The organism is Hominibacterium faecale (assembly GCF_020734085.1).
Taxonomy (GTDB): Bacteria; Bacillota; Clostridia; order Peptostreptococcales; family Anaerovoracaceae; genus Hominibacterium; species Hominibacterium faecale.
In genome coordinates this window covers 64,736-87,622 of record NZ_JAJAGH010000014.1, presented here as the reverse complement: position 1 = coordinate 87,622, position 22,887 = coordinate 64,736, and the positions used below count along the sequence as shown (strand labels likewise).

The following is a 22,887-nucleotide window of genomic DNA, read 5'->3' as shown; positions in this document are numbered from 1 at the left end:
CATTTTTGATACAAAAAATCAAAAATGCAGTAGATTTGTATTAAAAGCTAATTAAATGTAATTTTGTTTAAAATTATTGCAAAATTTTCCATTAAATGCTATAATGTAAAAAATTTACTTTTCATGTGTTAGGAGGTTTTATGTATAGGCAGCTCAAACTTATGGAGGCATTAAAAAATGAATATCAAAGGCAAAAGGAGCTTGTTGAGAAGCTGGAGCAGCGGCAGCAAGAACTGCCCCATGGCAGCCTGTCTTGTAAAAAGGGATGTTATTATCGCGTGATATCCGAAAAGGGGAGGACTGTTCAGATTCCCATCCCGCCAGCCTGGAAAGGCGCAGACAATTTAAAGCAGGAACTTGCAGAATTTCAATATATAAAGAAAGCGCTGCCATTATTGAAAAACAATGTGTGCTGCTGTGAGAAGCTATTAAAAAAGTTCAAGCCCTATGATTTTTGGGATGTCCGGAAGCGAATGGCGTCCGCCTATGCCGGTTTTAATTCGGATTTCCTTTTGCTTGACGGAGATTTAAACCCTGAAACCTGGAAAGATGCGGATTACCCTTCAAACCCTTTCCATAGGGAGGACATCATCCATGAATCGGAAAACGGCCTGCAGACCCGCTCAAAAGCCGAGGCCATGATCGCAACCAAGCTGGAACAGAACAAGTTCATATTTCGTTATGAGCCGGAGTTGATCTTAGGGAGTCATGTTATCTATCCTGACTTTTGCATTCCACGGTCCCATGACCGCAAGTTGGTCTATTGGGAGCATTTCGGCAAAATGGACGATCCTGCATATGCCGGAAAAGCCCTGAGCAAACTGGACATGTACAGCAAATACGGTTATTTTCTGGGAGACAACCTGATCATGACCTGGGAAACCAAAGCTCAGCCCCTCACCTTCAAGCAAATCAACGACCAAATTTCCATGTTTCTCTCATGACCACAGAGTGTGGCAGCCGCCCTGCTGCAAACAAAAAAAACAGACGCACTTTGTAAAAAGCCGCCTGTTTTCATAATCAGAAACTATTTAATGACTTCTGCCATTGTATTTGGTCCGCATCCAGCTGCGTTTCCTTCATCCGTGTCCAAATGAATTTCTTTTTCATGTTTCACACCTGCACGAACCAGCACGTTATTGAAAACCAAACCTCTTTCGCCTTCGATCTTGATGCTGACAACATCTTTGTCCTTCAGACCGGCTTCTTCCGCCTGCTGAGGATTCAGGTGAAGATGGCGCAGGGCGATCATTACGCCGTGATCCAGTTCAACCTCTCCGCAGGGTCCGATCAGCTTGCAGCCCGGCGTGCCTTCCAGCTTGCCTGACTCTCTTACCGGGGCCTTGATCCCAATCGCTCTGGCATCTGTAGCAGCCAGTTCAATCTGTGTTTCCGGTCTGGCCGGTCCCAATACGCGGATGCCTTTCAGCGTAGCTTTCGGTCCTACGATGTCAACCTTTTCCTCGCAAGCAAACTGTCCCGGCTGTACCAAATCTTTCGTCGGAGTGAGCTTGTGGCCCTTGCCGAACAGGATCTCGATATCCTCTTCTTTCAGATGAAGGTGCTTGTTTGATAAACCAATTTGAACTTTGTAACCCATTTTTATGTATCTCCTTTTTCTATTTATTGAAGCTGCCCAAAGTAAAGAATACCCAACGTGCAAAGCCAGCATTCTTACAGAGCGCAGACTCAATCTTCTAAAAAGCTTATATATGGCAGATTGCGGTATCTCTGATCAAAATCCAGACCGTAGCCGACTATGAACCGATCGTCCACCTCAAAACCTATGTAATCCACATCAATTTCCACCCGCCTGCCTGCCGGTTTGTTCAGCAGCGTACAAATGCGGACGCTCTTCGTGTTGCGGTTCTGCAGATAATGCTTCAGATAATTGAGGGTCGTGCCTGAATCCACAATGTCTTCGACGATGATTACGTTCTTGCCTTCGATATCCGAATCCAAATCCTTGATGATCTTAACCACGCCCGATGATTTGGTAGAAGCGCCATAGCTGCTGACTGCCATGAAATCGATGATCATGTCCAGGTCCACATTTTTCATAATATCGCCCATCCAGAGGACTGCCCCTCTCAGAATTCCAACCAGCACCACTTCCTCACCTTTATAATCTTCCGTGATCTGAGCTCCGATCTGGCGCGCTCTTTCATCGATCTGCTCCTGGGTGATCATGATTTCACCAACCACATCTCTTGCCATATTGTTACTCCTTTTTGTCTTTGTCTTTATCTTTGTCCCTAACTTCATATTCTACATCATCTATTACCGTTTTTCCACGATATTTTTTTGAAAGGTCCACTTCCTTACCGCCCATCCAATACTTATCCAGTTCTTCTCTGAGATGCCACAAAATCCATAGCCACAAAATCAGGTCATCGACCCAGGCGATGGGAAACAGAATCGGCGGGATCAGATCAATGGGCAGGAACAAATAGATGATGCCCGCTATGATCAGCGCCTTTTTCCGCTTAGGCACAGACTTATCCTTCATCATAAATCGAATTGCCTTTATTCTTTTGATGATTACTCTAAAACCAAAAAACTGCATTTAATCCTCCAAAAGAATTTCCATTTCAGAAAGCAGCTCCTCATGTCCGGTCTTATTCAGTGAAGAAACAGGGATTACCTTATCGTCAGCAGACAGCTTCAACGTCGTACGTATCTGACGGATGCACTTCTGCAGCTCGTTTCTCGAAACCTTATCTGCCTTAGTCGCTGCCACCAGACCGTCGAGACCGTAATGGCGCAAAAAATCATACATCTGCACATCCTGTTTGGACGGCGCATGGCGGATGTCTACCAGCTGCACCACTTTAATCAAGCCCTGACGGTTCTGAAAATAAGTTTCCATCATGCTGCCCCAGCTCTCTGACACGGATTTAGATACTTTTGCGTATCCGTAACCAGGCAAATCAACGATACGAAAAGTATCGTTGATGCGGTAAAAATTGATGGTCCTGGTCTTGCCGGGATTGCCGCTGACCTTAGCCAGCTTTTTGCGGCCAGTCAGCAGATTGAGCAGGGAGGACTTGCCCACGTTGGACCGGCCTGCAAAAGCGATCTCTTTCAGGTTGTCCTCCGGATACTGATCTTTTCTGGCGGTTACTGCTTCTAATTCTGCTTTCTTTATGATCATTTTTCATCCTTTACTAAGGCGTGCTCCAGGGCTTCATCCACAGTATGGATTAGGACGAACTCCAATTGTCTGCGGACGTTCTTTGGAATATCCTCAATATCCCGTTCATTTTCTGCGGGCAGAAGAACTTTTTTAATGCCCGCTCTGTGAGCAGCCAAAACTTTTTCACGGATTCCACCCACTGGCAGAACTTTTCCCCGAAGGGTGATTTCGCCGGTCATGGCCACATCTTTTCTCACCGGCGTGCCGGTCAGCGTGGAGATGATCGCCGTACACATGGTCACACCTGCAGACGGGCCATCCTTTGGAACAGCTCCTTCCGGAATATGAATATGAAGATCCTGTTCCTTATAGAAATCGTGGTTGATCTCCAGCTTGTCAGCGATTGAACGGATATAGCTGATTCCAGCTTTAGCGCTCTCCTGCATCACTTCGCCCAGCTGGCCGGTCAGCACCAGCTTGCCGCTGCCGGGCACTACCGTGGTTTCGATAAAGAGCGTATCTCCTCCAACCACAGTCCAAGCCAGGCCGGTGGTTACCCCCACTTCGGCTTCTCCGGTAATAATATCATAGTGGAAACGCCGCTTGCCCAGGTAGCCTTCCAGATTCTTCTCAGTTATGCGGAAATTTGTCTTCTTTCCGCCAACGATCTTTCTGGCTACTTTCCGGCAAATATTGGCGATCTCCCGTTCCAAATTACGCACACCGGATTCTCTCGTATAATAGTTGATCAGATCTCGCAGAGCCTTTTCTGAGAAATTAATATTCTCTTCCTTTAAGCCGTGTTCCTTGACTTTTTTCGGAATCAGGTAATCCTGCGCGATCTTAACCTTTTCTTCCTCTGTATAGCCGGCCACGTTGATCACTTCCATTCTGTCCAAAAGGGGTCTTGGAATGGTATCGATGGTGTTGGCCGTTGTAATGAACATCACCTTGGAAAGATCAAATGGCACTTCCAGGTAATGGTCCGTAAATTCTTTGTTCTGTTCCGGGTCCAGGACTTCCAGCAGCGCGGAAGCTGGGTCGCCTTTGAAATCAGCGCCGATCTTATCCACTTCGTCGAAAAGGAACACCGGATTCTTGCTGCCGGCTTCCTTGATGGAGGTGATGATGCGGCCTGGAATGGCTCCGATATAGGTTCTTCTGTGTCCGCGAATCTCCGCTTCGTCCCGGACGCCGCCCAGGGACATTCTGACAAAATCCCGGTTGATGGCTCTGGCAACCGACTTGGCAATGGACGTTTTTCCGACTCCCGGAGGTCCTACAAGGCACAGAATCGGCCCCTTCAAGCTCTTAGAGAGCTGAATCACTGCCAGGTATTCCAATACCCGTTCCTTGACCTTTTCCAGTCCATGATGATCCTCATTGAGAATCTTTTCCGCCTTGGAAAGATCGATGTTTCCTTTCTTTTCCTTATGCCACGGAAGGCCTAGGATCGTCTCGATATAGGTTCTGCTTACCGACGCCTCGGCGCTGGCCGGCTGCATCTTGCCGAAACGCTTGATTTCTTTCTCTATTTTTTCGTTTATTTTCTTGTCCAGTTTGAGCTTTTTCAGCTGTTCCAACCAGTCTTCCACTTCGTCTTCCAGATCTTCGCTGATTCCCAGTTCATCCTGAATCGCCCGCATCTGCTCCCGCAGATAGTATTCCCGCTGGTTTTTGTTCATTTGAGATTTTACTTTGGTAGTGATGTCCTGCTCAATATTGAGAATTTCAATTTCTCTGGCCAAAAGTTCGTTGAGCTTTTCCAGCCTTTCATCCACATCGATGGTTTCCAGCAAAATCTGCTTGTCTTCAATCTTGATATCCAGATGGGAGCCGATCATATCCGCGAAGCGGCCCGGCTCTTCAATGCCCGCTACTGTAGGAAAGATTTCCGGCGCCAGCTTCTGGTTTACCGCCAGATATTCGTCAAACCCATTGAGTACGGCGCGCATTAAGGCTTCGGTCTTTGGCGACACTTCCTCCGGTTCCGGATCTTCGATCTTGGTTACCACGCATTGGAAATAGGGTACTTCAAAGATGATTTCATCGATCTGTCCTCTGCAGACTCCTTCCACCAGTACCCGGATAGAATCACCGGGCAGTTTGAGCATCTGCTTGATCTTGCCGATGGTACCCACATGGTAGAAATCTTCCGGTGTGGGCAGGTCGGTATTTTCGTCCTTCTGTGCCGCCAGGAAAATGTACTGGTTCATCACCATGGCTTTTTCCAGTGCGTTGATGGATTTTTCTCTTCCAATATCAAAATGGAGCACCATGTTTGGAAACACAGAAAGGCCCCGCAGAGGGATCATTGGCAGCGTCAGCACATTTTCGTCTTCAAAGTCAAGCGCTTCTTTGCTGACTTCTTCTTTTATATTCATTTCTTCTGTCATAATCTGTCCTCCTGATTGTAATAATATAAAAAAGTTTCCTTACAAAACGTTATCTGCGCTTCGCGCTCACTTTCACAAGGTGAACTTTTTTGAATTATAGGAAATGCCATGCATTGGAGATTTCCTATATGATAAGCAGGGCGACTTATCAGCAAGCCGCCCCTTTTTTTATGCAGTCTCATCGTGCGCTTTTGCTTTGCTCTGATCGATCAAGAGCAGTTTTGGCTCGATTTCTTTGTCTATTGTTTCTTTGGTAATAATGCATTTTTCCACGTCCTTTCTGGAAGGAATTTCATACATAATGTCCGTCATGACATTTTCCAGTATTCCTCTCAGGCCGCGGGCGCCGGTTTTACGCTCAATGGCTTTTTCGGCAATGCGTTCGATGGCTTCGTCTTCGATCTCCAGCTCCACATCGTCCATGGCGAACAGTTTTTTATACTGCTTGAGCAGAGCGTTTTTCGGCTCGGTGATAATCTGTACCAAAGCTTCTTTTGACAGCTCTTCCAGGGTCACAATTACCGGCAGACGGCCGATAAATTCCGGAATCAATCCGTATTTCAACAGGTCCTCCGGCTGGATGTGTCTCAGAATCTCCGACTCTTCGATCAAGCTTTCTTTAATCTTTGAATTGAACCCAATGGTCTTTTCACCCATTCTGCGCTGAATGACTTTATCCAGTCCGTCGAAAGCGCCGCCGCAGATGAACAGCACGTTGGTTGTATCGAACTGAAGGAATTCCTGATGGGGATGTTTCCTCCCGCCCTGGGGAGGCACGCTGGCGATAGTTCCCTCTAAGATCTTCAGGAGCGCCTGCTGCACCCCTTCTCCGCTCACATCTCTGGTGATGGAAGGGTTATCGGATTTTCTGGCAATCTTGTCGATTTCATCCACATAGATAATGCCTTTCTGTGCTTTTTCGATATCATAATCTGCAGCCTGAATCAGTTTCAGCAGAATGTTCTCCACATCTTCCCCTACATAGCCGGCCTCTGTCAACGCTGTGGCATCGGCAATGGCAAAGGGTACATTGAGAATTTTTGCCAGGGTCTGTGCCAGCAGTGTCTTGCCGGATCCGGTTGGCCCGATCATGACGATATTACTCTTTTGCAGTTCCACATCATCCCCTGAACTTAATACATTGTTGATTCTCTTATAGTGATTGTAGACGGCTACGGCCAAAGCTTTTTTTGCTCCGTCCTGACCGATGACATAATCTCCCAGAATCTGTGAAATTTCCATCGGCTTGGGCAGCCGGTAGCTGTCTCCTGTTACTGCATGCTTTTCGCTTGCACGCTCTTCGTCTGCGATAATGTCCTGGCAAAGGCCCACACATTCATTGCAGATATATACTCCTGAACCGCTGATGAGGCGTTTGACCTGACTCTGCGGTTTTCCGCAGAAGGAGCATTTCAATTCTCTGTTTTCATCATATTTCGTCATGAATCATTTCCCCCTGTTATCTGGACTTGCTTATATGATCGACAAGCCCGTAATTAAGAGCTTCGTCCGCGCTCATAAAGTTATCCCTATCCGTATCTTTCTCAATACGGGAAAGATCCTGCCCCGTATTCTCACTGAGGATCCGATTGAGCTTTTCTCTGGTCTTCAGGATCCATTCAGCGTGTATCTTAATATCCTCCGCCTGGCCTTTAACTCCGCCCAGCGGCTGGTGGATCATTATTTCCGCATTTGGAAGTGCGTATCGTTTTCCTTTCTGGCCCGCTGAAAGCAGGAACGCTCCCATGCTTGCCGCCAGTCCGATACAAATTGTAGAAACATCTGGTTTAATATACTGCATCGTATCGTAGATCGCCATGCCTGCCGTCACAGAACCGCCGGGGCTGTTGATATAGATACAGATGTCTTTATCCGGATCTTCCGCCTCGAGGAATAAAAGCTGCGCCACGACTAAGCTGGCTAAGTGTTCATCAATTTCTTCACCTATGAAAATGATTCTGTCCTTTAACAGTCTGGAATAAATATCATAGGATCTCTCTCCTCTGCTCGTTTGTTCAATTACATAAGGAACTAATGCCATTGCGTAAAATCCTCGCTTTCTTCTTTTCATAATGAGAATGAAAAGTCTGTAATTCAGACTTTCCACTTCCCATTATCATTATTCACTGTTTTTTTATGCTTCAAACATATTTTATTTAATTACAGCCTGTTCGAACATAAAATCTACAGCTTTTCTGATTCGAATATCCTTTTCGATGAATCCCAGGTTCTGCACGCCGAGCATTTCTCTGATCTTATCTGCGTCCAGTTTGTACTGGATTGCCATCAATTCGATCTCTTTATCCAGATCCTCTTCTGATGCCTGAATATCTTCCGCATCCGCAACAGCGCTTACCAGCATTCTGGTCTTAACCTTTTTGTATGCGTCATCCTTAAGCTCGCCTCTGAAATCCTGAGGGTCTTTGCCCAGATATTCGAAATACTGCTCAAGGCCCATTCCCTGTCCGCGCAGCTGCTGGTCGAATTCGTGCATCATGTTGGTGATTTCGTCTTCTACCATTACCTGCGGGATATCGATTTCGTTAGCTTCGTAAACCTTTTCCAGCACCGAGTTCTTCATCTGGCTTTCTGCGCGTGATGCAGCAGCCTTCTTTAAGTTTTCCTCAGTTTCCTGCTTTAATTCATCCAATGTATCGCATTCGCTGACATCTTTCGCAAAATCATCGTTGAGCTCAGGAAGTTCTTCTTCCTTGATTTCATGTACTTTGCACTTGAACACAGCCTCTTTGCCCGCCAGATCCTGAGAATGATATTCTTCCGGAAACGTTACCTGGACATCTTTTTCATCGCCCGGCAAAGCGCCGATCAGCTGCTCTTCAAATCCGGGGATAAAGGTGTTGGAGCCCAGCTTCAGCGGCTGGCGTTCAGCTGTGCCGCCTTCGAACTGAGTATCGCCTACCCATCCTTCGTAATCGATCAGAACCGTGTCTCCCTCTTTGGCCGGCCGTTCCACCAGCACCATGCGGGAGTTTCTCTTCTGCAGGTTTTCCAGCTCTTTATCCACGTCTTCTGCTGTTACTTCGTCGCTGATTCTTTCGATTTCAACGCCTTTGTAATCCTTCACTTCCACTTCCGGGTATACGGGAACCGTAAGGGTTACGGTAAAGCCTTTGCCTTTTTCCAATCCGCCGAACTCTGCGTTGGGGTGGTCGATGACATCCAGTTCCAGCTCGTCGAGCGCCTTTGGATAGTTTTCCGAGAACAGATCGTTTACCGCATCCTCGAAGAAGATGCCTTCTCCATAATGCATTTCAATGATGCTCCGCGGGGCTTTGCCCTTTCTGAACCCATCGATGGTAAACTTATGCTTGGAAGCCTTGTAAGCTTTGATCTGCGCCTGTTCGAATTCTTCTGGTGTAAATTCTATCGAGAATTTCACATCATTTTTTTCTTTTGAGATAAATGTTGCCTTCATTAATTTATATCCTCCTAAATAATCAACACATAGTGCATATTATTATACCTCTTTTCCCCTGAAAAGTAAAGGAAAATCAAAAAAGGAGCCGCTTATCGGCCAAAAACTAGCCCAAACCGTCCCTTTTTTCGCTCTTTTATCGTAAAAACAGCTTCTTATCGCTGTCCCAGAAGGACTAACCCCCTGTAAAATTTACTTCGTTTTTCTGATACGACGCCATACTTTTCCTTCAACAGTTGTCCGATTTCAAGAAGCGGTTCCTGTTCACCGGAAAACAGTTCCACCTCGACCTCGCATATAGGAGCCGATCCCATTTCAGTAGCGATCTTGCCGCCGTCGATTGAAACCTCCATGATCGTATCTTTTGTATCCAGCCGGAATCTGCGCCGTTCAATCTGCATTTCCATGATCGGACGCAGCGGCTTGCCGCTGATAATCTGAATCAGATCCTTACCAATATCGCTTTCTTCAAACGTAACCGGATTGGGGTGGTTATTGGTCACCGGGATATTGATCTCCTCCCTTGTGTGGAGCGCGCCTTCGTTTTTTCCGCCCCATTTGAGCGAAGCAACCAGCCGGTCTCCGTCACTGCGAACACGATAAGCCATATCGTTTTTGCATAGATCAAAGTCGTCCGTATCAAAATAGGTCGCTTTCATAAACACGGTTTCCCTGGTCTGGGGTTCTTCTATCGCCTTTAATTCTTCGTCATCCCAGATCTGCTGCGCGATCTCTTTGCTGTTGATTGCATACTTTAACTCAATTTCCATAAAGATTCCCTTTTTTTCAACTGTTCAACTATTCTTCTGTGTAACCTAAAAGCAAGTACGGATAGCATGATATCATCTTATGCGTGTAAATTCAAGTGAAATTTATCCACACAAACATATATTTCCATTTTTCTTAATAGTCTAGCGCTGAACAATAAACGCAGCATCGACCTCCCCCTTGTTCTTTTGCCCTATAGAGGGCCATATCGCTCCAACGTAGCACGGTATCGATATCCGCCTGAGGATCGCGGCTCTGTGCGATTCCGATGCTGGCAGACAACTGTTCTAAAGCCCCGCATTCTGAAAACGCCTCCTCCATCTTGTATAGAAGGCCCTGCGCCCGCTCCTGCAAAATGGCTAATTCGCAGCAGCCAAGAATGGTGATCAGGAATTCGTCCCCGCCAAGACGGGTGACAAAAGCGTCAGGAAAACAAGCTTCCATCGTTCGGGCCGCTAGAATGAGCGCTTCGTCTCCAGCCTTATGTCCCCAAGTGTCGTTCACCTGTTTAAAGCCATCCATGTCCATATAGATCATACTGATCTTTCTGTCTTTTCGATTCTCTGCCATATATTCATAGAAATAACGTCTGTTATACAGTCCCGTCAAAAAATCCGTATGGGAGTTGTGAAGAATCTGCTGTTCCAAAGCCCGTTCCACTGTCACTTCTCTGCAGATACAGATTTCACCCACCAGATCAGAAAAGATATCATAAATCGGTTCCTTATGAAATTCCAGTATATGTTCCTGCCCGTCTGTTTGAATTGCAATTTCCATACAGCCGTCCGTTTGCCTGTCTGTGAACTTATAATTAAGCTTTTCCAGCCACGAATCATAGTCCAGGCCTGCCATCTCTTCTGCCGATACGCCAAAATACTCGGAGAACTTACGATTAATATTGAGAATAATACCATCGCTGTTTTTCACAAGAATGGCAAAGGGCATGCTCTGAAGCACGATTTCCAGTTCAGTTCCCATATTTTGCAGATCGGTCACATCATGGGCGATTCCCACGGTCCCCAGCACCTGCCCGTCCTGGCCAAAAATCGGGGACTTATAAGTTTTGAACTGGCGCAGCCCATTCTTGCTTTTTACCCGCTCGTCGAAGAGGCAGGTTTCTTTCCTCCGCAGCACCTCTTCTTCTGTCTCCAGACAAACGTATTCTCCTTTTGCATACTCTTCCGGCTCCAGGTCCCATATGTAGTAGTGGCCCCTGCCCTGTATATCTTCTTTTGTCTTGCCCACTGCTTCACAAAAAGCTTGATTGACTTTCAGATGAGCTCCGCGGATATCCTTGAACCAGATCAGGTCAGGAATACTGTCCATAGCAGTATCTAGGTAATTCTGCGTGATCCACAGGTCCTTTTCCAATTTAATCTTATTCAGCAGATGTTCCAATCGAGCTGTTATGAAATCCCATTGGCAGGGCTTAATCCACAGATCTTCATATTGCTGTCCCAGCTTTTTCTGAAGATTCGCCAGCTCCTCTCCGTTTCCGTACAGGATTACTTTGGCATCTTCTTTGAGACCTTTTTTTATTTCATCCTCTTGAATGCCTGTTATGCCATCCAAAATTAAAAGATCGTATTGCTTTAGACTCTCCGGGGTAAGCTTTGAAAACGTGCGCACGGTAATGGTGAATCGCTGAGGAACTGCGGCCTTTTTTACCGCAGATTCAAGAAAGGATTCTTGGCTTACAATGTGAATATTAAGATTGCTGTAATACATATGATTATCTCCTCTTGCGTCGCTTCCCTTTCGAGCACCCGATACTCCTTAACAATTATTATAGCACAGCTTTGTCCCTTATTGATAGAGCCAATATTCAAATGGAAGAAGGGGCATATCCCATTAGAACTTCGCTAATGGGACTGCCCCTCATTTACAAACGATTAAATTTCTAAATCCATCAGTTAAAGGTCAGTACGGTTCCAGTCTTGCCTTCCAGAGCTTCCACCGCTTTATCCAATGAAGTGATGATTGCTTTCTTCTGGGGGAAAGCTCTCACAAACTTCATCGCAGCCTCGACCTTAGGCAGCATACTTCCAGCGGCAAAATGGCCTTCTTCCATATACTGAGCCGCTTCTGCCAGAGAAATGTTCTCTAGATCCTGCTGGTTGGGCTTGTTGAAGTTGATGGCTACCTTCTCCACTTCTGTCAAAATCATCAGCACATCGGCGTTCACTTGTTCTGCCAGAAGTTCTGCAGCAAAGTCTTTGTCGATGACAGCCGCCGTTCCTTCCAGCGTACCGTCCGGCCGTTCAACCACCGGAATACCGCCGCCGCCGCAGGTAATTACGATCGCATGATCCCACAGCTGTTTCACCGCATCAATTTCAACGATCTTTCTCGGCAGCGGAGAAGCCACCACTCTTCTGTAGCCTCTGCCTGCATCCTCTTTCATTGTATAGCCCTTTTCAGCCTCCAGCACCTTGGCTTCTGCCTCTGAGTAGAAAGGGCCGATGGGCTTTGTCGGGTTCTTAAAAGCCGGATCGTTTTCTTCTACGATCATCTGGGTTGCCACTGTTACCACCGGAATGTTGCGGTTGGTTTTATTGAGGGCATATTTCAGGCACTGTTGGATGTGGTAACCGATATATCCCTGGGACATGGCGCCGCAAACGTCGAAAGGCATGGCAGGTGTTACATCTTTTGCCGCTTCTGAGGCCATGACGATTCTTCCCACCTGCGGTCCGTTTCCATGGACAACGGCGATTTCATAACCTTGTTCGCTGATCTGGGCAATGTGTTCACAGGTTCTGCGTACAACTGCCAGCTGCGCCTCAGCGGTCGCTTCTCCCTTTCCCGATTGCAGGGCGTTACCGCCCAGGGCAATTACAAGCTTTTCTTTCATTCTATCTTCTCCCTAAAATCAATTATACACGATATGCTTACAGATCGTCTCTGTTCACCGGGCAGCTCATACATCTCGGGCCGCCTCTGCCTCTTGAAAGCTCGGAGCTGGGCATGGTGATCACGGTAATACCCTTCTTCTCCAGAAGTTCATTGGTGACATAGTTTCTTTCATAAGTGATAACCTTTCCAGGCGCGATGGCCAGCGTGTTGGAACCGTCGTTCCACTGCTCTCTCTGGGCAGCCATCGCATCATCGCCGCCGCAGCGGATCAGTTCCACGGCCGGCAGCTTGAGTTCTGAACTCAAAATCTCTTCCAGCTGTCCCTGGATGCTTTCAAAGTGAGCTTTTCCATCTGCAGTGAGGGTAATCTCATAAATCTGCAGAGGGCCTTCGATTTCCGGATGAATGGTAAATTTGTCGTAATCGACCATCGTAAATACCGTATCCAGGTGCATGAAGGCTCTGCTCTTTGGAATATCAAACACCAGAATCTTTTTAAAGGCAGATTCTTTGAGAATGTTTTCCGCAAACCGTTCAATACCGCCGGCAGTTGTTCTCTGGCTCAGGCCGATGGCACAGATGTCTTTGGACAGAACCAGAACGTCTCCTCCTTCAATGGAGTATTCCTGGTTGTAGTCGTACCATAGATGGGTACCTTCCGGAGCAAATTCTTCATTATAAAGGTACATATAGCGCAGCAGCAGAGCTTCTCTTCTCCTAGCCATAGTGCTCATATGATGCACGTTCAGTCCGTTTCCTACGCAGGCTCCCGGGTCCCTTGTAAAATACAAGTTGGGCATGGGATCGGTGTAGTAAGGGTAGCCGGAAGCAATGTAGCTTGCCAGCGAGCCCTTGTTCTTTACTTCTACTTCGCTCTTTTTAATTCCTGCGATCGCCGTTTCTACCAGCTGCTTGGAAGGCATCCCCAGCAGATATTCTCTTACGGTTTCCTGCGCCTCCTGCGAATAGATGCCGCTGTCGGCAACAAAATCATCAACGAAGTTTTTGCGGATCTCATCCGTCTTGAGCGCTTTTGCCGTCTCATCCACATAGTAGATGACTTCAACGCCGTTTTCGCGAAGGAGTTCGGCAAAGCGGTCGTGTTCCTGCTGAGCGATCTTCAAATAAGGAATATCGTCAAACAGCAGCCGCTCAAAATTGTCGGGTACCAGGCCTTCGATTTCTCCGCCCAGTCTGTGAAGCAATACTTTGTTTAGTTTACCTATTTCAGAGTAATTGTTAATTCCGGGTTTCATAAATACCCTCCTCTCATTTTCCTCTTACTAGTCTAACCAATTGTCGCTACAATAACAGCTTTTATTGTATGCATTCTGTTTTCTGCTTCATCAAATACCTTGGAGTGCTTGCTTCTGAATACTTCATCTGTAACTTCGCGGATATCGTATCCGGCCTCTTTCTGTGTCTTGGCCATTGTGGTTTCAAAATCATGGAAGGACGGCAGGCAGTGGAGGAATACCACATCAGAATTTTCGGTGGCTTTTACCATGTCCATATCGATTCTGTAAGGTGTAAGCAGTTTTACTCGTTCTGGAATCTCTGCCTCTTCACCCATGGAAGCCCATACATCTGCGTAAAGCACATCTGCGCCCTTTAAGCTCGCTGGATCGCTGGAAATTTCGATGGTAGCGCCTGTCTCCTTAGCCACTTCCTGAACCTTAGCGATGATCTGCTGATCCAACTCTGCTTTCAGTTCTTCCGGACCATAGGCCACATAATGCATACCCATCTTGGCACATCCGTACATCCATGCATAGCTCATGTTGTTTCTGATATCGCCGCTGAATACGACTTTTACACGGTTCAACGGTTTTGCAACATGTTCTTCAATGGTCATCATGTCAGCCAGAATTTGAGTTGGATGATCCACGTCGGTCAGACCGTTCCACACCGGTACGCCCGCATGTTTTGCCAGGTTTTCTACTACTTCCTGTTTGTAGCCTCTGTATTCGATTCCATCGTAGAATCTTCCCAAAACTTTTGCCGTATCTTCCAGGGATTCTTTCTTTCCCATCTGGGAGCTTCCGGAATCGAGGAAGGTCACGCCTGCGCCTTCATCCATGCAGGCAACTTCGAATGCGCATCTGGTTCTTGTTGAAGTTTTTTCAAACAGCAGAACAACGTTCTTGCCTTTCAGTACCTCATTGTGGATACCGGCTCTCTTCTTCGCTTTCAGATCGTGAGCCAAATCCAGCATATAACGGATTTCTTCTGGAGTGAAATCCATCAGTGTTAAGAAACTTCTTCCTTTTAAATTTACTGCCATTTGTCTATTCTCCTTTTCATTCATTTAATTATTTGCATTTACGAAATTATTTTGCCTATCTTTAACAAAATAATACTATATTTATCCTCAAACAAAAAGTACCAGCACTTTTGTTTGTGAGTGTGCCAGCACTTTGATTTAGAGCATTGAAGGCTGGGAACCGCTATTTTTCTGAATTTTCTGCATGGACTGTATTAAAAGTTCCATCCCTTTTTTTATCTGCTCTTCCGTGGGATAGGAATAATTGAGCCGTATGTAATTGCCTTCGGGCGCTTTTCCCGGGAAAAAAATTCCGCCCGGTATGAAGGAAACGCCCATCCGCTCCGCCTCTTTTGTCAGCAGGGCCACATCCAGATTGGCCGGAAGCTTTACCCATAGATATACGCCGCCTTTGGGTTTTTCATAGGAAAGACCCACCGATTCTTTTGCCTGGTCCAGACAGGCGCACATCAGATCCCGCTTGCGCTTATAAATTTGCCGGAAGTCTTCCAGTTTTTCAGCGAAGGTTCCGTCTTTCAGATACTGGCAGGCCAGATGCTGGGGAGTCCAGTCCAAGGTCACCAGCCGGACTGACACCAGGTTGCTCAGGCTTTTGACCACTTCCTTCGGGGCGATCATAAAGGAAACCCCGACGCCCGGAACCAGAGTCAGAGAGAAGGAATACATATAGATGACGTTCTCTCCCGGATCCATGGATTTGAGCGAAGGCATTTTATTGCCTTCAAAGTAAAGCTCCGAAGCTTCATCCTCCTCCACGATGGGGATCCGGTATTGATAGGAAAGCTCCAGCAGCTTTTTCCTGCGCTCCATGGAAAGAACAATACCGGTCGGATTATGATAGCTGCAATTAATATAGATGAATCTGGGCCTGTGCAGCTCAATAAGCGGTTCCAGGCAGTCGCAGATCATGCCTTCTTCATCCATGGGCACCGGAACGATTTCTCCCCCCGCAAGTTCGATGGCCCGGTACACATCCGGGGACGTGCTTTCCTCGGTAAAGATTTTATCTCCGGGAAGCAGCAGCAGGGTGACCAGGAAATCCAGCGCTTGATTATTTTCGGAAAAGATTTGAATCTGTCCCGGATTGGTCAGCACCCCTTTGGTCCGCATGAAAGCGGCGATTTCCCTGCGCAGCTCCAGGTCGCCCTGATAGGGCGTGTAAAAATATGACGGGCGGTTTCCAGAAGCCATAATCTTAGCCAGGCAGTCCGCGACCTCGTCCTGGCCGTAAACTTCACCTGCCGCCATCCCCGCGGCAAAGGAGATCTTGCTTTCGGTCTGGGCTTTTATAAACAGATCGTCAAAAGCGCTTTCCAGCTTGAGATACTCTTCCTTAATCTGGCTGGGCCAGTTGACCGACTTTTTCTGTTTTTGGTCTTCTTGTGTGCGATATTGGACCCGGTATCCCACCCCTTGATAGGAGGTGATGAGTCCGTCCGCTTTCAGCTCCGTGTAGGCCCGGACCACCGTATTACGGTGAATCCCCAGCTTGTCCGCCAAATTCCGCTCCGATGGAAGGGCGTATCCGGATGCCAGGTCGCCGCTGATGATTTTTCGTTTGATCTGGGAAACAATCTGCAGATAGACCGGGGTCTTGAGTTTCTTATCGACGATCAGATTCATCTTTCTTTTCCCTTTTTCCATGGAACTGATAGTAGCAAACCTCCAGCCTTCCGTTATACAGCTTTCGCCTGCGGTCGGCGGGACGGCCCATGATCTTTTCTTCCGCTTCTTTATCCGTTGTAATGAAAAACAGCGACCATGCCGGATTTTTCTTCATGTAAAAGCTGAGGCTGCTGTAAATTCGTTCGATGGTCTTTTTGTCCCCGATCCGCTCGCCGTAAGGCGGGTTGGTGATGATGATGCCGTCTTTTACATCTCCGGGACGCAGCTTGGTTATGTCCATAATCTGAAATTCGATACAGTCGTCCACGCCGGCTTCGATGGCGTTTTCCCGCGCCGCTTCTATGGCTCCTTTATCGATGTCCGACCCTTTAATGAGAAGGTCCGCGTCATAGTCAATTTCCTGAAAAGCCGCCTGCCGCTCCTCCTTCCACATTGCCTTGGGAGTCAGCTCCCATTCCTCGCTGGCAAACTCCCGGCTGAGACCTGGAGCGATGTTGCGGCCGATCATGGCGGCTTCGATGGGAATGGTTCCCGAACCGCAGCACGGATCCACCAGCAGTCTTCCCGCTTTCCAAAAAGACAGCTGTACCAGGGCGGCAGCCAGCGTCTCTTTTATGGGTGCCGCTACGTCCGCCGTTCGGTAGCCCCGCTTATGTAGCCCCGCTCCGCTGGTGTCGACTGTCACCGTAACCCGGTCCTTGAGCAGGGTCACCTTAACCGTATATTCGGCGCCGGTCTCTTCAAAGCGGGTAATGCCATAGGCCTCCGCAAGCCTTTCTACAATGGCTTTTTTTGTGATGCTCTGACAGCTTGGAACGCTGTGGAGCTTGGATTTTACCGAACTTCCGGTAACGGTAAATTTCCCGTCCGGCGGGATCAGTTCCTCCCAACTGATCCCTTTTATCTGCTGGAACAGCTCTTCAAAGGTGAGAGCTGTAAATTCACCCAGCTTGAGCAGGACCCGGTCGGCGCTGCGGAGCCAAAGATTGCTCCTCACTACCGCCCGCTCGTCTCCTAGATAGGTTACCTTTCCATCTTCTGTTTTCAAGATTTTGTATCCCAGATCTTGTATTTCTCTTTTTACTACGGCTTCCAGCCCAAACGTGGCTGTCGCGATCAATTCCAGCTTCAAATATAGGTCTCCCTTCTGTTTAATTGGCTTCTTCGAATAACCTCCATATTGTCCAGAGCTTCACCTGTTCCGATGGCAACGCAGGACTTGGCATCTTCTGCGATCCGCACCTGTATGCCGGTGCGCTCCTCGATTCGTTTATCAATTCCCCACAGATAGGCACCGCCACCCGTGAGGACGATCCCGGAGTTGCTAATGTCGGCGGCCAGTTCCGGCGGCGTCTTTTCCAGCACATTGTGAACGGACTCACAAATGATGGAAAGGGGCTCGTCCAGGGCTTCCAGCATTTCCTCCGATGTTACCAGGATGGTCTTGGGCAGTCCGGTAACCAGATCTCTGCCCTTGCATTCGATGGAAACGCTCTCTTCCCGCGGATAGGCGGTTCCGATTTTGATCTTCAGATCTTCGGCTGTCCGCTCTCCTATATAAAGGTTATGATGTTTTCGCAAGTATTTTATGATGGCTTCGTCAAAACGATCTCCGGCCACCTTTTCTGAAATGCTGGTAACAATCCCGCCCATGGAAATCACGGCGATGTCGGTGGTTCCTCCGCCGATGTCAATGATCATGATACCATCGGGTTTTGCAATATCCAGGCCGGCTCCGATGGCTGCGGCCACCGGCTCTTCCATGAGGAATACGGATTTTCCGCCTGCCTGGGTGGCCGCCTCGCGGACCGCCCGCTTTTCTACTTCCGTCACGCCGCTGGGTACGCATACCATCAGCTTAGGACGAAAGAATTTGCTGCTTCCGCAGGCTTTGCGGATGAAATATTTGAGCATCCTCTCCGTCACGTCATAGTCCGATATGACACCGTCCTTCAGCGGCCTGACCGCTACGATGCTGGCTGGTGTCCTTCCCAGCATCTCTCTGGCCTCTTCACCCACGGCCAATATTTCGTTGGTATCCTTGCTGATGGCGACCACGGACGGTTCATTTAAGACGATCCCCTGGCCCTTGATGTACACTAACACATTGGCCGTGCCCAGGTCAATGCCCACTTCCTCTGAAAATCCCAAAATTTGTTACCTCCTTTATTCTAGCAGTTTGAACTTAGTTTTGCCAGAAAATAAGGAAAATATTGATAAGAATCTCAGAAAAGTCTTAACGCACATCCGAAAAAATTTTCCCTTTGTCCGGCAAAAAATTGCCGACCGGCACTTTTTTACCGAGCAATCCGCGGCCGCCCGAATGCTGCTGCGTCGTTTTTATTTCTGGAAACCCTTTGAAATTCACGCATTTTTTATTTTATTTTTGCCTTTTTTGTCTTATCTTTTGGTTTTGGCACGATTATTGTGTGTTATATAGGCGAATCCAAGAAAACCGGTACTTCGCAAAGCAAAACGTATGAAACAAGGAGGATCTTTTAATGAATTCAGGAAATCAGACTTTAGAAAAGTCTTTTAAATCAAGAGACGTACTTGCCATGGCCTTTGGAACGATGATCGGATGGGGCTGGATCATGCTCTCCGGTCAGTGGGCGGCCTCGGCAGGAATGGCTGGTGCTATCAGCGCATACATCGTAGGGGCTGTGCTCTGCATATTCGTAGGACTCGTCTATGCAGAGCTGACTCCTGCAATCCCTTTTACTGGGGGAAGTGTTGTGTTTTCATATAAAGCAATGGGCTATTGGCCGGCGGTATTTGCCGGACTTGCGACAGCCTTTGCCTATTTAGGTGTTGCGGCCTGGGAAGGCCCTGCGTTCACAACTGCCTTAAATTACATAGTGCCCATACCAGAATTTGGGCGTTTGTGGACGATTCAGGGTTCGGATGTTTATTTGTCCGTCGCCCTCATATCGGTAATTGCCTCTGTGATCATTACGATCGTCAATTATCGGGGTGCCAAACAGGCCGCCGTATTTCAGACAATTGCCACCGTCGGCCTCGTCGCCGTTGGAATTCTCTTCCTTTCCGGCGGCGTGGCTTTCGGGGACATTGAGTATACAAAACCGCTTTTTACATCTTTTAACGGGTTTACCGTGGTACTGCTCATGGTGCCCGCTATGTTCGTCGGCTTTGATGTGATTCCCCAATCCGCCAGTGAAATGGATGTTCCGCTGAAAAAAATCCCCAGGATTTTGATCATATCCATTTGCATGGCTGCTGCCTGGTATATGCTGATGATTTTTGCGACTTGCATTTCCGCACCAGGCAGCGTGCGCACCGGCGGCGTAATTCCGGTAGCCGATGCCATGGCTTTTGCTTTCGGCAATCCCATTTGGGGGAAAGTCTGTATCATCGGCGCTATGTGCGGTATTCTCACCAGCTGGAATGGCTTTTTATACGGCGGGGCCAGGGTTCTCTTCTCTTTGGCCAACGCCAAAATGCTGCCGGGTTTTCTGGCTAAAGTGCATCCCAAGTATCACACGCCCAGCAATGCCGTTTTATTCTGCGGCGGACTTTCTACCTTTTCTTGTCTGCTGGGCGCGGGGGCGCTGACCTGGTTTGTCAATGCCAGCTCCTTCGGAGTTGTAATCATTTATCTGATGGTTTCGCTGTCCTTTATTGTTCTTCGTGTGAAACAGCCGGAAATGCACCGCCCTTACAAGGTGAAATACGCCAAGTTTGTAGGCGCCATGTCCGTTGGCGTAGCGTTATTTTTCGCTTATCTGTATCTGCCCATGGGTCCCAGCCCTCTGGTTCCCATCGAGTGGGCGCTGGTCTGCGGCTGGTTCGCGCTGGGTCTGATCCTGGCCGTCTATGCCAAAGCAAAAAACAGCCATGTCACAGAACTGGAAAGGCAGAGTCTGTTGTTCCGAACAGAAGACGAAGCCGCTTAGCATTCTCAATCTCCGATTTTATATAATGGTAATTTGTGTGGCAGACACCCTGTATCCTTTCGAATGCAGGGTGTTTTGCTGTTTTACAAAAGAAAGTAAGCATAAGCGTGATCTTTCTCTCATATATTGTGATAACAAAATGGTTATTTTTAGCTGTTTAAATATTACAAGAGGTGGTGAACTGTCTTAACATGAAGGATTACATAGAAGAGAGGGTACTGGAGCTGGCCGATTACATAATTGAAACGGGTGCAACAGTCAGAGCAACTGCAAAAAAATTTCGTGTCTCCAAATCTACAGTACACAAGGACATCACTGAACGGCTCCTTGAGATAAATCCCGGTCTGGCCGCGCAGGTCAAGGCGGTTTTAGATAACAACAAGGCTGAAAGACATATTCGCGGCGGCATGGCAACGAAGGAAAAATACCAGCACCACGAAGATTAGAAAGTTGCAGGGCTAAAAAGCATCGCCGCGAGGTGCGGTGGTGCTTTTTTGCTGCTTTTGAAAGGCTGTGGGGCTGGCTGGGGTCTGCTGCGGATGAGGTTGGTTCTGGAGCCGGGCTGTTTGATGTGGATACGGCTGGGGCCGGCCGGAAAGTCTCCCGGGCAGAAATTTATCGCTATTTCAACTTTTCTGCTTGACCCACGATGATTTTTCATCGCTGTCTATCTGAAAACAGTCTGCAAGCGATAATTCGTTTACATAATACTCTGTTTTTACGGGAAAACACCCCTAAAATCATCGCAAATATCCATTTTGAAGCCGTCCAGCGATGATTTTATTTTTATTGCCACAAAAACCGTAAAAAACAGAAAACTTTTCCTGCCTTGCCTTTACATCCTTTTCTTTTTATGGTAATATTTTACATGTAAAGAAAGGAGCCTCCCATATGCTGGCAGATCTCATCAAAGAAAAGAAAGCGGAATTGAATGCTTTGCCCAAGGGCAGCCTCATTTTAAAAAAGGGCTGCTATTATCACAAATATCGACAGAAAGAAACGGGTATTACAAGAAATCGGGAACTGATTTCAGCCCTGGCAAGAAGGCGTTATCTGCAGAAAGAGATTTCAATCCTGGAGGAAAATCGAGATTTAGCAGATTGGTATGATGCCCATTATGTTCCGATCATTCCTTCAGAGCTGATTGCATCTTTTCCATCATCCTACCAGGGCCTCCCAATCTACTCTTTCCTGGGTACCTCGGGAAAGAATACCGCCAGCGCAAACCCTTACAAAAGGGAGCAGCTGAAATACCTGAGCAATGGTGGAATCCTAATGCGCTCCAAATCAGAAGTTCTGATCGCAAACGAGCTGGAAGCCTGCGGCATCAGTTACCAATACGAGCCCCGCCTTGTTATTGGCGGCAAGATCATCTATCCCGATTTTTTGCTGGAGCATCCCTGGGATCAAAGGATGCTCATTTGGGAGCATCTGGGCTTGCTGGACAGGCCCGATTATCAGGAAAGCAATCGGGAAAAGCTGGCCCACTATTGTAAAAATGGCATCTATCCTTTCCAAAGCTTGATTTGCACCTTTGAAGAGGATATTAAAGATCGGGAGCAGATCCGTCAAATCATCCGTCTTTTGCATCTGGCCTGATCTGAATGGGAAGTCAGGTTATTTTCGGTAAATGCTTCCTGGCCCCTCGCTATTTCTTTTTTTTGCTTATTTTCTTATAGCACAGTACAATAACTGCTATGATAATGCTCCCCACAACCGCAAGGGTAATAAGCGGGAAAAATGTTACTAACATATTATTTCCTCCAATCTGTAATCACATGAATCGGTAGATATGCTGCCCGTTATATATAAAAGCTGAACAAATCTGAATTTGTTGTAACGTAATAAATCCGCTCCACTTCATCTTCCCCACTGTTCAGCCGTCCGCACCAGAAATATAGCTCTCCTAATTCATAGTGGCCGTCGCAACAATATCAATAAGCTACTAGGCGAATTGCATTAACACACTTTAGGATGTAATTGTAAACAGGATTTTTTCTTTGATTGCAATCGCATCCTTTTTTAGTCAGATGAAAAATATTCGTGCAGAAAGGCGCATAAAAAGATAGGAGCCGAGGTTGTTTTCCTGGGTACTGACACATTGAAACTCCTGCAAGTCGTTTGCCGAATGATCAGCGTGTCAGTACACCAGCCTCTGCTCGACTATATAACATAAATAATGATACAGATGATGATGATTACCACCGTAACAAACACGCCTTCAACGAGTTGTTTCAGGGGTGCTCCAGAAATCGGATGGGCGCGCTTTTTATTAGCAAAATACTCACATGCGGCAGCCAATGCAAATCCCGCCATTACAATAACGATACAACATGCCATAAAAGGAATAATCTCAAGTTGCGCAGCAGTTATTGCACATGTATACATACGGTTAATAACATAGACTATCAAAATGATTCCTGTAAGCAATTTTATCCCTATCGTCTTTTTTAATGGTTTATACTTCATAA

General features: G+C 47.2%; 21 protein-coding genes. 4 read left to right on the top strand and 17 right to left on the bottom strand.

From position 1 onward, the window contains the following. Positions 1–140 precede the first annotated feature (140 nt). A complete protein-coding gene (locus tag LG211_RS17815; protein WP_269478127.1) occupies positions 141–944 on the top strand; it encodes a hypothetical protein in 804 nt (267 codons plus the stop codon). 83 nt (positions 945–1,027) lie between these two features. Here LG211_RS17815 and pduL read toward each other — a convergent pair whose 3' ends face one another. From pduL to mreB, 16 genes are all read right to left on the bottom strand, one after another. Further along, entirely contained in the window at positions 1,028–1,600 is a 573-nt protein-coding gene (pduL, locus tag LG211_RS17810; RefSeq protein ID WP_148399123.1) for a phosphate propanoyltransferase, read from the bottom strand. An 89-nt stretch (positions 1,601–1,689) separates the two neighbouring features. Beyond that, on the bottom strand, positions 1,690–2,217 hold the full coding sequence (gene hpt / locus LG211_RS17805) for a hypoxanthine phosphoribosyltransferase (protein WP_148399124.1): 528 nt from the start codon (positions 2,215–2,217) through the stop codon (positions 1,690–1,692). A gap of 4 nt (positions 2,218–2,221) precedes the next feature. Beyond that, complete coding sequence (locus LG211_RS17800) at positions 2,222–2,566, bottom strand: YkvA family protein (RefSeq protein ID WP_148399125.1); 345 nt, start codon at positions 2,564–2,566, stop codon at positions 2,222–2,224. Further along, the gene (yihA, locus tag LG211_RS17795; RefSeq protein WP_148399126.1) at positions 2,567–3,154 is read right to left on the bottom strand and encodes a ribosome biogenesis GTP-binding protein YihA/YsxC; all 588 of its coding nucleotides are present in this window, start codon (positions 3,152–3,154) and stop codon (positions 2,567–2,569) included. After that, positions 3,151–5,532, bottom strand: coding sequence for an endopeptidase La (lon, locus tag LG211_RS17790; protein ID WP_148399127.1), 2,382 nt, complete (start codon positions 5,530–5,532; stop codon positions 3,151–3,153). Before lon ends, yihA begins: the two co-directional genes overlap by 4 nt. A 168-nt stretch (positions 5,533–5,700) precedes the next feature. Next, a complete protein-coding gene (gene clpX / locus LG211_RS17785; protein ID WP_148399128.1) occupies positions 5,701–6,975 on the bottom strand; it encodes an ATP-dependent Clp protease ATP-binding subunit ClpX in 1,275 nt (424 codons plus the stop codon). Positions 6,976–6,991: 16 nt separating this feature from the next. Continuing rightward, complete coding sequence (clpP, locus tag LG211_RS17780) at positions 6,992–7,573, bottom strand: ATP-dependent Clp endopeptidase proteolytic subunit ClpP (protein WP_148399129.1); 582 nt, start codon at positions 7,571–7,573, stop codon at positions 6,992–6,994. A gap of 111 nt (positions 7,574–7,684) precedes the next feature. Then, positions 7,685–8,968, bottom strand: coding sequence for a trigger factor (tig, locus tag LG211_RS17775; protein ID WP_269478126.1), 1,284 nt, complete (start codon positions 8,966–8,968; stop codon positions 7,685–7,687). 155 nt (positions 8,969–9,123) lie between these two features. Next, positions 9,124–9,738, bottom strand: a complete 615-nt coding sequence (locus tag LG211_RS17770; protein ID WP_148399131.1) for a CYTH domain-containing protein — start codon at positions 9,736–9,738, stop codon at positions 9,124–9,126. 133 nt (positions 9,739–9,871) lie between these two features. Then, a complete protein-coding gene (locus LG211_RS17765; RefSeq protein WP_148399132.1) occupies positions 9,872–11,464 on the bottom strand; it encodes a sensor domain-containing diguanylate cyclase in 1,593 nt (530 codons plus the stop codon). Positions 11,465–11,645: 181 nt separating this feature from the next. Continuing rightward, positions 11,646–12,590, bottom strand: coding sequence for a carbamate kinase (arcC, locus tag LG211_RS17760; protein ID WP_148399133.1), 945 nt, complete (start codon positions 12,588–12,590; stop codon positions 11,646–11,648). A 37-nt stretch (positions 12,591–12,627) separates the two neighbouring features. Next, a complete protein-coding gene (arcA, locus tag LG211_RS17755; RefSeq protein ID WP_148399134.1) occupies positions 12,628–13,848 on the bottom strand; it encodes an arginine deiminase in 1,221 nt (406 codons plus the stop codon). A 32-nt stretch (positions 13,849–13,880) separates the two neighbouring features. Further along, positions 13,881–14,876: an ornithine carbamoyltransferase gene (argF, locus tag LG211_RS17750; protein WP_148399135.1), complete on the bottom strand. Its 996-nt coding sequence runs from the start codon at positions 14,874–14,876 to the stop codon at positions 13,881–13,883. 138 nt (positions 14,877–15,014) lie between these two features. After that, on the bottom strand, positions 15,015–16,499 hold the full coding sequence (pdxR, locus tag LG211_RS17745; RefSeq protein WP_269478125.1) for a MocR-like pyridoxine biosynthesis transcription factor PdxR: 1,485 nt from the start codon (positions 16,497–16,499) through the stop codon (positions 15,015–15,017). Further along, complete coding sequence (locus tag LG211_RS17740) at positions 16,480–17,634, bottom strand: THUMP domain-containing class I SAM-dependent RNA methyltransferase (RefSeq protein WP_253020047.1); 1,155 nt, start codon at positions 17,632–17,634, stop codon at positions 16,480–16,482. The genes pdxR and LG211_RS17740 overlap by 20 nt, the downstream gene beginning before the upstream one ends. Then, positions 17,631–18,653: a rod shape-determining protein MreB gene (gene mreB / locus LG211_RS17735; RefSeq protein WP_148399138.1), complete on the bottom strand. Its 1,023-nt coding sequence runs from the start codon at positions 18,651–18,653 to the stop codon at positions 17,631–17,633. The genes LG211_RS17740 and mreB overlap by 4 nt, the downstream gene beginning before the upstream one ends. Positions 18,654–19,003: 350 nt before the next feature. On the opposite strand from mreB, the gene LG211_RS17730 reads away from it, so the two are divergent. The 3 genes from LG211_RS17730 (at position 19,004) to LG211_RS17720 (ending at position 22,015) form a co-directional block, all read left to right on the top strand. Then, positions 19,004–20,416 carry an APC family permease gene (locus LG211_RS17730; RefSeq protein ID WP_148399139.1) on the top strand — a complete coding sequence of 471 codons (1,413 nt, stop codon included), beginning with the start codon at positions 19,004–19,006 and terminating at the stop codon, positions 20,414–20,416. A gap of 191 nt (positions 20,417–20,607) precedes the next feature. Next, a complete protein-coding gene (spoIIID, locus tag LG211_RS17725; protein WP_148399140.1) occupies positions 20,608–20,862 on the top strand; it encodes a sporulation transcriptional regulator SpoIIID in 255 nt (84 codons plus the stop codon). 445 nt (positions 20,863–21,307) lie between these two features. Further along, positions 21,308–22,015 carry a hypothetical protein gene (locus tag LG211_RS17720; RefSeq protein WP_148397338.1) on the top strand — a complete coding sequence of 236 codons (708 nt, stop codon included), beginning with the start codon at positions 21,308–21,310 and terminating at the stop codon, positions 22,013–22,015. Positions 22,016–22,579: 564 nt separating this feature from the next. Here the strand turns inward: LG211_RS17720 and LG211_RS17715 are convergent. After that, complete coding sequence (locus LG211_RS17715) at positions 22,580–22,885, bottom strand: hypothetical protein (protein ID WP_253020049.1); 306 nt, start codon at positions 22,883–22,885, stop codon at positions 22,580–22,582. Between the last annotated feature and the right edge of the window lie 2 nt (positions 22,886–22,887).